The sequence below is a fragment of the Sporosarcina sp. So3-204 genome (genome assembly GCF_058068165.1).
The window spans coordinates 952,949-965,222 of sequence record NZ_CM176485.1; the positions used below are offsets into that span (position 1 = coordinate 952,949).

A 12,274-nucleotide genomic window follows, 5' to 3' on the forward strand; every position below is an offset into this window, starting at 1 on the left:
GATATAAGGTAGAAAGTGATAGATATAATTTGTTAATTTGAAAGGGGAATTCAAGTGAACGATTTAGTAACGATGCAGCAATTAACTGAATTAGAAATCGTAGCACTTCTTGATCGTGCTCAAAGCTTTTATAAATACGGAGCGCGTGAATTACCTGGGAAATACACAGTAAGCAATTTATTCTATGAGCCAAGTACTAGGACAAAAACGAGTTTTGAAGTAGCAGAGCGGAAATTAGGTCTAGATGTTGTTCCGTTCGACTCATCTCATTCAAGTGCCGTAAAGGGCGAAACGCTTTATGATACAGTTAAAACACTTGAAGCGATTGGCCTTGATGCACTCGTTATTAGGCATCCCGATGTCGGATATTATAAAGAACTTATTGGAAAAACAAGTGTGTCTATTATTAATGGTGGAGATGGATCTGGTCAACATCCTACTCAATCACTTTTGGATTTATTTACAATTCGGCAAGAGTTTGGTTCATTCAAAGGTTTGAATATAGTCATTGCGGGTGATATAGATCATAGTCGAGTCGCAAGGTCGAATGCTGACGCGCTTACTAGACTTGGTGCAAATGTTACCTTTCTATGTCCAGCGGATTGGGCAGGAGAGTTTGCAGCGGTTCATGAGTGGAATGAAGAGCTATTACAAAGTGATGTAATTATGCTCCTCCGTATACAACATGAAAGACATGATGGTACAAGTACATATACCAAAGAAAGTTATCATGCAGAATTTGGATTAACAGTAGATCGGGCAAGAAAAATGAAAGACAATGCAATTATTATGCACCCAGCACCGTTTAACCGCGGCGTTGAAATTGCGGATGTACTAATCGAAAGTCCGAACTCAAGAATTTTTAAACAAATGGAAAATGGTGTTTATGTAAGAATGGCAGTACTAGAAGCAATTTTGAAAGGGAGGAATTAAGATGGGAAAACTAATTCAAGGGATTCAGTTGTTAGATGAAAATGGGGTAATTATCACTCGGGATGTTCGCATTACTGGGGAGAAAATTGCGGAAATTGGTAGCCAACTTGATGCAGATACTTCAGAATTAATTGATGGTACTGGACTCTTTCTATCACCAGGATTTGTTGACGTGCATGTACATTTACGTGAACCAGGCGGGGAACATAAAGAAACGATTGCTAGTGGGACTTATGCAGCAGCAAAGGGTGGTTACACGACAATTTGTCCAATGCCGAACACGCGACCTGTTCCTGATACGATAGAAACGTTATCACATGTTAATAGATTAATTGAAGATAATGCACTCATTCGTGTCCTTCCTTATGCTTCTATTACGATTCGCGAAGCCGGTAAAGAACGTACGAACTTGGCAGAATTAAAAGAACACGGTGCCTTCGCTTTTACTGATGATGGGGTCGGAGTTCAATCAGCTGGCATGATGTATGAAGCAATGCAAGACGCGGCTAAAATCGGTATGGCAATTGTTGCTCATTGCGAAGATAATACATTGATTTACGGCGGTGCGCTTCATGAAGGAAAACGTAATAAAGAACTTGGACTTCCTGGAATTCCCTCAATTGCTGAATCAGTGCATATTGCACGTGACATATTGTTAGCAGAAGCAGCAGGTGCACATTATCATGTATGCCACGTCAGCACAAAAGAGTCTGTACGTGTGATAAGAGATGCGAAAAAGGCTGGCATTCATGTCACTGCTGAAGTTAGTCCACATCATCTTCTACTTTCAGAAAATGATATTCCGGGGGATAATGCCGATTGGAAAATGAATCCACCACTTCGAGGAGCAGATGATCTTCAAGCACTTCGCGAAGGTTTAATGGACGGCACGCTAGATATCATTGCAACGGATCATGCACCACATACGGCAGACGAAAAAGCTGTAGGTATGAAAACTGCACCATTTGGTATTACAGGGTTCGAAACGGCCTTTCCTCTACTCTATACAAACTTTGTGAAAACTGGTTTATGGACTTTACAGCAATTAATTGATTGGATGACGAAAAAACCAGCAGAAGTGTTTGGATTACCTTATGGCACGATTGAAGTCGGTAAAGCTGCTGATTTAGTTTTAATAGATTTAAACAAAGAACATGAAATTGATAGAGAAACATTCGTTTCAATGGGGAAGAACACGCCGTTTGATGGTTGGAAATGCACAGGTTGGCCGGTAAAAACAATTTATGGTGGGAAAATTGTCTGGGAGGTAGAAAAATGATTAAAACGAGAATGCTCATATTAGAAGACGGAACAACTTTTGAAGGAAATGCATTTGGCTCAGACGAAGCATCAATTGGTGAAACAGTTTTCACGACTGGAATGACTGGTTATCAGGAAGCGATTTCTAATCCTTCAAGTTGTGGTTCAATTATCGTAATGACTTATCCACTAATCGGAAATTATGGAATTAACCGTGACGATTTTGAATCAATTGAACCTACTATGAATGGACTTGTCGTTCGTGAGCTTGCTGATGAACCATCAAACTTTAGAAGTAATATGTCACTTGGAGATTTCTTAACACTAAAAGGAATCCCAGGTATTGAAGGAATAGATACACGTAAACTTACGCGTTTACTTCGTGAAAAAGGTTCTCTTAAAGGGATATTAACTGCAGTAGGTGAAGAAGTAAACATCGAAGAAAAAGTTGCTTTAGTTAACTCATCTACGCTACCTACTGATCTCGTTGCACAAGTTTCAACGAAGCGACCGTATCCGAGTCCTGGCAACGGTGAGCGAGTTGTTGTTATTGATTATGGTATGAAGCTTGGTATATTACGCCAATTGAACAATCGTGATGCAGATATCGTTGTTGTTCCTTATAATACGTCAGCAGACGACATTAAAGCATTGAACCCGGATGGTATTCTTTTAACGAATGGCCCTGGAAATCCTGAAAATGTGGATGGCGCAGTTGAAGTAATAAAAGAATTAGTTGGCTTCGCACCAATTTTTGGTATCGGCTTAGGTCATCAACTGTTTGCCCTTGCAAGTGGTGCTCATGTTACGAAGTTAAAAGTTGGTCACCGCGGTGGTAATCATCCAGTAAAAGACTTAACGACAGGACGCACGGAATTGACAGCTCAAAATCACGGTTATGCTGTGGATAAGTCGTCATTAGCAGGTACCAATCTTGAAATTACACATACAGCAATTAACGATGATTCTATAGCGGGATTAAGAAGTACTACTTATCCAGCGTTCTCTGTGCAGTTTTATCCAGAAGCTTCACCTGGACCAGAAGATTCCACTCATTTATTTGACCGCTTTACAGATTTAATGAAAAAACATAGTGAAAAGGAGCAATCTAATCATGCCTAAAAGAACAGATATAGAGACGATTTTAGTTATAGGTTCAGGACCTATTGTCATTGGACAAGCAGCAGAATTTGATTACGCCGGCACACAAGGATGTCTTTCATTAAAAGAAGAAGGTTACCGCGTCATCTTAATAAATTCAAATCCAGCAACAATTATGACTGATACAGAAATCGCTGACAAAGTTTATATTGAACCAATTACACTTGAATTTGTTAGTCGTATTATTCGCAAGGAAAGACCAGATGCACTACTTGCGACTCTTGGTGGACAAACCGGATTAAATATGGCGATTGAACTTGAGGAGTCAGGTATTTTAGCAGAGTTGAATATTGAAATTCTTGGAACAAAACTAAATGCGATCCATCAAGCGGAAGATCGTGATTTGTTTAGAACTTTGATGAATGAACTTGGTGAACCCGTACCAGAGAGCGATATAATCCACAATATTGAAGAAGCATATACATTTGTGAACAGAATCGGATATCCAGTTATTGTTCGACCAGCATTTACACTTGGTGGAACAGGCGGCGGTATTTGTGAAAATGAAAAACAACTTATTGAGATTGTTGCCAACGGTTTAAAATCAAGTCCAGTAAAGCAATGCCTACTTGAAAAATCAATCGCTGGATTTAAAGAAATTGAATATGAAGTAATGCGCGACTCTGCAGATAATGCAATTGTTGTTTGTAATATGGAAAATGTCGATGCAGTCGGCATTCATACAGGTGACTCTATCGTTGTTGCACCTTGTCAAACAATGACGGACCGTGAAAATCAAATGCTTCGTAATGTGTCACTTAAAATTATTCGTGCACTCGGAATCGAAGGTGGATGTAATGTCCAATTAGCTCTTGATCCGCATTCATTTAATTACTATATTATCGAAGTTAATCCGCGTGTAAGCCGTTCATCGGCGCTTGCATCGAAAGCAACTGGCTATCCAATTGCGAAACTTGCAGCCAAAATTGCAGTCGGTATGACGCTTGATGAAATGAAGAATCCCGTTACCGGAACTACTTATGCTTGCTTTGAGCCTGCACTTGATTACATCGTTACGAAAATTCCACGCTGGCCATTTGATAAATTCGAATCAGCTAAACGAAATCTTGGGACGCAAATGAAAGCAACAGGAGAAGTAATGGCAATTGGCCGTACATTCGAAGAGTCTATAATGAAGGCAATTCGATCACTAGAACTAGGCTATTCTAATATTTCATTGAAAAAAGGCTCAACAATGTCTGATGAATGGATTGAGAAGCGAATTCGACGTGCAGGTGACGAACGTCTCTTCTTTATTGGCGAAGCAATCAACAGAGGTGTAACGGTTGAAACACTTAATGAGTGGAGCATGATTGACATCTTCTTCTTACGTAAGTTTGAAAAGATTGTCCACTTCGAACAAAATATTAAAGACAATCCTTTTGATAGAGTTGTATTACGCCAAGCGAAGCGCATGGGTTTCGCGGATATAACAATCGCACAATTATGGGCGTCAAACGAGCGAGCGGTTTATGATTACCGTAAGGAACAAGGGATTATACCTGTTTACAAAAAAGTGGATACATGTGCAGGAGAATTTGAATCTGACACACCTTATTTTTACGGCACGTATGAAGATGAAAATGAATCTGTTAGAACAGATAAGAAAAGTGTTATCGTATTAGGATCAGGTCCTATTCGTATCGGTCAAGGTGTTGAATTTGACTATGCGACAGTTCATTCAGTGTGGGCGATTCAAGAGGCTGGTTATGAGGCTATCATCATTAATAACAACCCTGAAACTGTATCAACGGACTTCTCGATTTCAGACAAGCTGTACTTCGAGCCACTAACGGTAGAAGATGTGATGCATATCGTAGAGCTTGAACAACCTGAGGGCGTTATTGTTCAATTCGGTGGACAGACTGCGATTAATCTTGCAGCCGGGCTAGAATCGCATGGTGTTAAGATATTAGGAACATCGCTTGAAGATATCGATCGTGCGGAAAATCGTAATAAGTTCGAGAAAGCACTTCGTGAAATTAATATTCCACAACCACTTGGTAAAACAGCAATTTCTGTACCAGAAGCAGTTGAGATTGCAACTGAGATTGGTTATCCGGTATTAGTTCGACCTTCATACGTTCTTGGTGGACGTGCAATGGAAATCGTTTATCAAGAGGAAGAACTTATCTATTATATGAAAAACGCAGTTGATGCTAGTCCAGAGCACCCAGTTTTAATTGATAGATATTTAACAGGAACTGAAATTGAAATCGATGCAATATGTGATGGTGAAAATGTACTAATCCCAGGAATTATGGAGCATATTGAAAGAGCCGGCGTTCACTCTGGTGATTCAATCGCAGTATTCCCACCGCAAAATTTGTCAGCCGAACATATTAAGACACTCACGGATTATACGACGCGTCTTGCATTGGGATTAAATATTATAGGGCTACTCAATATTCAATATGTTATTTCAAAGGATGAAGTGTACGTGATTGAGGTTAATCCTCGCTCGAGCAGAACAGTACCCTTCCTTAGTAAAATCACGAATATTCCAATGGCCAACGTAGCGACAAAAGCAATTCTTGGCACATCTATTATAGAGCAAGGTTATCCAGTTGGACTCGCTGAGGCGCCAGAAGGTGTCTATGTTAAAGTACCGGTGTTTTCATTTGAAAAATTGGGCCGCGTGGATACGACACTTGGACCTGAAATGAAATCTACAGGAGAAGTTATGGGGAAAGATGTAACTTTAGAAAAAGCATTGTATAAAGGGCTTGTAGCTTCTGGCGTAGAAATTAAAGAGTTCGGTACTGTATTAATGACTGTTTCGGATAAAGATAAGGAAGAAATGGTTGGTATCGCTAGAAGGTTTAGAAATATCGGTTACCGCGTACTTGCGACAAGTGGAACTGCAAAAGCATTTAGTGACGCAGGAATTCTCGTGGAAGTAGTAGAAAAAATAGGTACTAGTGGGCCAACTATTTTAGATGTTATCCGAAATGGAGAAGCTCAATTGATCATCAACACATTGACGAAGGGTAAGGAACCTGAACGCGACGGCTTTAGAATCCGCCGTGAATCAGTGGAAAATGGCGTCCCTTGCTTTACATCAATTGATACAGCTGAAGCAACACTACGTGTTATCGAATCAATGACTTTTCAAGCGGAAGTAATGACGGGTCAAGGTGTGCGTTCATGATTATTCAAGACAAAATGACCATTACGTCACAAAGAGCAATTGCGCATAATATCTTTGAAATGAAGTTAACGGGTAAGCTTGTCGGGGAAATTACTTCCCCTGGCCAGTTTGTTCATATGCGTGTAAGTGATTCTTACGATATGTTACTGAGAAGACCGATTTCAATCGCATCTATAAATGAAGAAAAGAACGTGATGACGATTTTATATCGTGCAGAAGGTAATGGTACAATTGCACTTTCTAAGAAACGCGAAGGCGATGAAGTTGACGTACTTGGTCCACTTGGTAATGGTTTTCCGGTTGAAGAGACAAAGTCGGGTGAAACTGCAGTTCTCGTAGGCGGTGGCATTGGTGTACCACCTCTTTATGAATTATCTAAACAGCTAACTGCTAAAGGCGTTACTTGCATACATGTATTAGGCTTTCAATCAGAGAATGTCGTCTTTTACGAAGAAGAATTTAAAACACTTGGTGAAACACATATAGTAACGGTAGACGGCACTGTTGGGACAGCTGGGTTCGTCACGACTGTAATGGAGAAGCTTGGTAATGACTTCGCAACATATTATAGTTGTGGTCCGATGCCGATGTTGGATGCTGTTCAAAAAATGTACGGTAAGAAAAAAGGATTTTTATCATTCGAACAACGTATGGGCTGTGGGATTGGCGCATGTTTCGCGTGCGTATGTAAAACAACAGAAGGAAATGCCGATGCGTACATTAAAGTTTGTTCTGATGGCCCCGTCTTTCCAGCAGGAGTGGTGTCGATATGAATAGACTTTCTATAGATTTACCAGGCTTACAGTTAAGAAATCCAATTATGCCAGCATCAGGTTGTTTTGGTTTTGGTAAAGAGTACGGTAATATGTATGATTTATCACTTTTAGGTGCAATTATGATTAAATCGACGACGTTTGAAACGAGATTTGGAAATCCAACACCGCGACTTGCAGAAACTTCTTCAGGTTTACTAAATGCAATTGGCCTTCAAAATCCAGGTCTTGAAAGTGTAATGGCTAATGAACTACCATGGTTAGAAAAGTTTGACGTACCAATCATTGCGAATGTAGCAGGTACTAAAACTGATGACTATGTGGAAGTTGCCAAGATGATTTCAACTGCACCGAATGTCAAAGCGATTGAGTTAAATATTTCATGTCCTAACGTCAAAGAGGGCGGGATTACATTTGGGACGGATCCAATACTTGCCAAAGAACTAACACAAGCGGTAAAAGCTGTTTCCAAAGTTCCGGTCTATGTTAAGCTCTCACCTAATGTAACTGATATAAAGGTTGTTGCAAGGGCTGTTGAAGAAGGCGGAGCAGACGGGATTACAATGATTAATACACTGCTTGGTATGCGTATAGATGCTAAAACTGGGAAACCTATCATCGCCAATAAAACAGGGGGCTTATCTGGGCCTGCGATTAAACCAGTAGCTATTAAGATGGTCTATGAAGTCAGTCAAGTAGTTAGTATCCCAATTATAGGTATGGGCGGCGTAACTGATGTTCAAGATGTCATTGATTTTATGTCAGTCGGCGCAAGTGCAGTCGCCGTTGGAACAGCAAACTTTGTAAATCCTTTTATTTGTCCAACGATCATTAAAGAATTACCTGCTAAACTGGACGAACTTGGCATAAACCATATATCTGAACTAATTGGAAGGAGTCATCGACTATGAAGACATCACCGATAATTGCACTCGATTTTCATTCAGCTACAGAAGCTTTTAAATTTTTAGAAGCATTTGAAGGTGATATAAATGTCAAAGTTGGTATGCAGTTGTATTATCAAGAAGGACCAAAAATTATTGCACGCTTAAAAGAACAGGGGTATGATGTATTTCTTGATTTAAAACTTCATGATATACCAAATACGGTTAAATCAGCGATGGAAGTTCTTGCTGGCGTTGGAGCAGACCTTGTAAATGTTCATGCTGCTGGTGGTAAAGTGATGATGGAAGCTGCACTTGAGGGGCTTGATAAAGGAACACCTGCAGGACGTAAGCGCCCATCAATAATAGGTGTTACACAATTGACATCAACAGATGAGCAACAAGTACGAAAAGAACAGCTTATTGAAGCAACACTGCAACAATCGGTTTTACATTATGCAGAGTTGTCAAAATCTGCTGGCTTAAACGGTGTTGTATGTTCAGTTCATGAGGCACCGGTAATTACTGATGTTTGTGGGAAAGAATTTTTTAAAGTAACACCAGGTATACGACTTGTAGATGGTAATGTCCATGATCAAAAACGAATTGCGACACCACATGAAGCACGTCTAGCAGGATCGACACATATTGTCGTTGGAAGAGCGATAACTGGCGCGAAAGATCCGCGCAATGCATACGAAACAGTCACTTCACAGTGGGAAGGAAGAAAATAAATGAATAAAATAGAGATTGCAAAAATATTATTGAACGTTGGGGCGGTTGAATTAAATCCAACTGAACCATTCATTTGGGCATCTGGAATTGAATCACCTATTTATTGCGATAACCGTTTAACAATGTCGGATCCAGTTGGTCGTAAAAAAATTGCTGAAGGTTTAGCACAAATTATTCGAGAAAATTATCCTGAAACGACAGTCATTGCAGGAACAGCAACAGCTGGTATTCCACATGCTGCTTGGATTGCAGATATTTTAGGCCTACCAATGGTATATATTCGTTCGACTGCTAAAGGGCATGGTAGAAGTCGTCAAATAGAAGGTCGTTTTCTTGAAAATGACAAGGCAATTATTATTGAAGACTTAATATCAACTGGTGGAAGTAGTTTAAATGCGGCTAAAGCGATTCGCGATGAAGGTGTACAAGTAACTGGTGTGGTTTCTATTTTTACATACGAATTAAAGAGCGCAGATGATTCTTTCGCGTCTGCAGATTTGACTTATAAAAGTTTGACGAATTTTGGTGCATTAATCGAAGCGTCAATTGAGGATAAGAAAATTAATAGTGAGTCAATCACTGATTTACTTGACTGGCACGGTAAGTTAAAAGCAGGCTTATTGAAGAGATAAATAATAAATTATCGAGGTATTTGACGTGTTTATCGTCGAATACCTCGTTTTTTAGTTCTATAACTACTGTGGGGGGATCAGTACAAATCGAGAAATAGCTTTAGTTCTACGACCTCTAGCAATAGTAGAGAGTTGCACTTTACTGCCAAACAGTTTTTGAAATCACTTAGTAATTCCGTTCTGGGCTATATCACAAAAGGTTTTTACAAGTTGCGATTGGTCATTACTGCGGTAAGTTATTCCCATTGAAGTCAGCGGTAACTGTTGTAATAAATCAATATAAACAACTTCCTTTGTATGGAGATTCATCGCAGATTTAGGAACAATTGCGACACCCATACCAGCCGCGACTAAACCAATTACTGTTTGAAACTCTAGTGCTTCCTGTTGAATAATAGGGTTACATAATCCCAAAATCTCATGATATAAACCTGGCCAAGTTTTCGGAGACAATAAAATAAATGGGTAAGGTTTTAAATCAGCTAACGTCACTATATCTAGTTGGAGTAATGGATGTTGTTTAGGGACTGCAAGCATACATCGTGAAATGGAAACGATTTCCGTACATAATGAATCGTCAAGTACAGGTGGTCTTAATACTCCTACGTCAATAATGTTTTGTCTTAGTGCATCTAGTTGTGCATTTGTGGATAACTCCGATAAATGGACTTTTATATCTGGATAGAGACTTCGGAATTCCCTTAAAACTTCAGGAAGAATATCATAAGTAGCCGAGCCAACAAATCCAACACGCAGATGTCCAAGTTCACCTAGATGTACACGTCTTGCATTTTCAACTGAATGGTCTAGAAAATCCATTGTTTTTAGGACATCACGATAAAATAATTTACCAGCTTCCGTTAATTCAACTTTACGATTACTGCGAATAAATAAGAGAATACCTAATTCTTTTTCTAAATTTTGAATTTGTATACTTAATGGAGGCTGTGTCATATGCATGCGCTCAGCTGCGCGGCTAAAGTTTAATTCTTCTGCTACTGCAATAAAGTATTGTAGCTGTCTTAATTCCATTTTTATCATCTCCAAAATCTTTGCTATTCGATAAACATATCATTGTTATACTTATTATATATTTCTCGAATGGTGAAAAACAAGTTAAACTTGGAATAATAAAACATTTGGAGGGATTTAGATGGTGACAAAAGCAAAAGCAGGTCAATTATCAGTGGGAGAACTAACAGCAGATTGGACAGAAGACGCACAATTTTTTGAATATGAAAATGCAGCGGATCCTATTGGAAGCGGTATCATAAGTGCGATTCCAACAAAGGAATTTGGTCCAGAATTATACAATTCAGGCGCAACAAGAATCGTACCACTTGATCTAAGTAAAGAACTAAAAACAGACTTCCTAGCTACAAGTCCTTCACTTTTAGCAAACTTTATCCGCATTAATGCTGGAGAATCGATTCAAACTAATCCAAATGCAACAAGCGAACTGTATTATATTATTTCAGGTAAAGGTAGTACGGATGTTAACGGAGAAATGATTAATTGGAAAAAAGGCGACTTTTTAACATTACCAGCTGGATCTGTTAGTATGCATGCAGCGACTGAAGATACGACAATCTATTACATTTTAGATACGCCACTGTTAGATTATTTAGGCGTTCAAGCGACAGAGGCTCGTTTTGGTCCAACATTATACACAGCTGAAATGGCTAAGCAGCATTTGGATGAAGTAATGAATGCGCCTGACGCACATCTGAAAAATCGTATTTCTATACTAATGAACAATAAGAAATTCGACCAAACGTTAACAGTTACACATGTATTATGGGCGATGTTAGGTATTGTTCCAGTTGGATCAAACCAAGCGCCACATAGTCATAAATCAGTTGCATTAGATTATGTAGCTTATGCAGCACCTGGTACATATACACTTGTAGGGGATAAAATTGATCCTGCAACAAGTACAATTATAGATCCACTTCGTATTGACTGGGTAACAGGTACAGCGTTCGTTACACCGCCTGGACTGTGGCACTCACATCACAACAATTCTGATGAGCCTGCCTATATTATCCCAATCCAAGATGCTGGACTGCAAACGTATTTAAGAACACTAGATATCCAGTTCACGCATTACGACGAAGAATAATATGCGAGCCGCTAAGTTTTGTAATAAAAATCTTCGTTTAGAGGAATCACGAAAAGCTTTTCAAACACTTCGAACAGATTATGCTGATTTACTCAATGTCTATGAAACAGACTGCTTTCGGCGTTGTCTTCAATGTAGGGTAAAACCTTATTGTCGTGTACAACTTGATACGATTGAAGCGGATAATGCTAACCTATTGGTGGAAAAAGTAATTGAACATATTGATGAAACTGGTTAGATATTTGTTTTGGCTCAACACTAAGGTTTGTACTTGATTGTAAGAATGAAATAGTATCTATCTAATTTTACGTACCATTTTCTGGATTGGAGCGGAAGGCGACGACTCCGGCGGGATTAGCGAGAGGCCGCTGAAAAACTAATTTTAATAGACATTCTAGTTGATTGAAGTGCAGAGCGGCGACTCCAGCGGAAACAACACGATCTGAAAGCCCCACAGGAGCGTGTTTTTCGCGACGAGGAGATTGAAGACGTGTCCGCGGAAAGCGTCCGCTCGGAACGGAAATCAACGGCGTTACAGATAGTCAGACTTTTTCAGTGGCCTCACCGCGCTCGCCCCGCGGAAAGCGTTCGCCTGTAGCGGAAATCCTGCGGCACTCGGTAAC

General features: G+C 39.6%; 11 protein-coding genes. 10 read left to right on the top strand and 1 reads right to left on the bottom strand.

Translation table 11 applies throughout. The annotated features are described in order from the left end of the window. Positions 1-54 precede the first annotated feature (54 nt). The 8 genes from AC3RV6_RS04560 to pyrE are packed head-to-tail and all read left to right on the top strand — an operon-like array spanning position 55 to position 9,529. On the top strand, positions 55-933 hold the full coding sequence (locus AC3RV6_RS04560) for an aspartate carbamoyltransferase catalytic subunit (protein ID WP_489748275.1): 879 nt from the start codon (positions 55-57) through the stop codon (positions 931-933). Between the two features lies 1 nt (position 934). Next, positions 935-2,212 carry a dihydroorotase gene (gene pyrC, locus AC3RV6_RS04565; RefSeq protein WP_489748276.1) on the top strand — a complete coding sequence of 426 codons (1,278 nt, stop codon included), beginning with the start codon at positions 935-937 and terminating at the stop codon, positions 2,210-2,212. Beyond that, positions 2,212-3,315, top strand: a complete 1,104-nt coding sequence (locus AC3RV6_RS04570; protein WP_489749188.1) for a carbamoyl phosphate synthase small subunit — start codon at positions 2,212-2,214, stop codon at positions 3,313-3,315. Before pyrC ends, AC3RV6_RS04570 begins: the two co-directional genes overlap by 1 nt. Further along, positions 3,308-6,505 (top strand): carbamoyl-phosphate synthase large subunit, encoded by a 3,198-nt coding sequence (carB, locus tag AC3RV6_RS04575; protein WP_489748277.1) that lies wholly within the window; start codon positions 3,308-3,310, stop codon positions 6,503-6,505. The genes AC3RV6_RS04570 and carB overlap by 8 nt, the downstream gene beginning before the upstream one ends. Continuing rightward, positions 6,502-7,278, top strand: coding sequence for a dihydroorotate dehydrogenase electron transfer subunit (locus AC3RV6_RS04580; protein WP_489748278.1), 777 nt, complete (start codon positions 6,502-6,504; stop codon positions 7,276-7,278). Before carB ends, AC3RV6_RS04580 begins: the two co-directional genes overlap by 4 nt. Then, positions 7,275-8,189: a dihydroorotate dehydrogenase gene (locus AC3RV6_RS04585; protein WP_489748279.1), complete on the top strand. Its 915-nt coding sequence runs from the start codon at positions 7,275-7,277 to the stop codon at positions 8,187-8,189. Before AC3RV6_RS04580 ends, AC3RV6_RS04585 begins: the two co-directional genes overlap by 4 nt. Then, positions 8,186-8,896, top strand: coding sequence for an orotidine-5'-phosphate decarboxylase (gene pyrF, locus AC3RV6_RS04590; protein ID WP_489748280.1), 711 nt, complete (start codon positions 8,186-8,188; stop codon positions 8,894-8,896). Before AC3RV6_RS04585 ends, pyrF begins: the two co-directional genes overlap by 4 nt. Beyond that, on the top strand, positions 8,897-9,529 hold the full coding sequence (gene pyrE, locus AC3RV6_RS04595) for an orotate phosphoribosyltransferase (RefSeq protein WP_489748281.1): 633 nt from the start codon (positions 8,897-8,899) through the stop codon (positions 9,527-9,529). It abuts the gene before it with no gap. A 162-nt stretch (positions 9,530-9,691) separates the two neighbouring features. Here pyrE and AC3RV6_RS04600 read toward each other — a convergent pair whose 3' ends face one another. Next, a complete protein-coding gene (locus tag AC3RV6_RS04600) occupies positions 9,692-10,561 on the bottom strand; it encodes a LysR family transcriptional regulator (protein WP_489748282.1) in 870 nt (289 codons plus the stop codon). Between the two features lie 121 nt (positions 10,562-10,682). Here AC3RV6_RS04600 and AC3RV6_RS04605 point away from each other — a divergent pair, with 121 nt between their 5' ends. Both AC3RV6_RS04605 and AC3RV6_RS04610 read left to right on the top strand, forming a co-directional pair. Continuing rightward, a complete protein-coding gene (locus AC3RV6_RS04605; protein WP_489748283.1) occupies positions 10,683-11,651 on the top strand; it encodes a cupin domain-containing protein in 969 nt (322 codons plus the stop codon). Between the two features lies 1 nt (position 11,652). Then, positions 11,653-11,889, top strand: coding sequence for a DUF1450 domain-containing protein (locus tag AC3RV6_RS04610; RefSeq protein ID WP_489748284.1), 237 nt, complete (start codon positions 11,653-11,655; stop codon positions 11,887-11,889). Positions 11,890-12,274 lie beyond the last annotated feature (385 nt).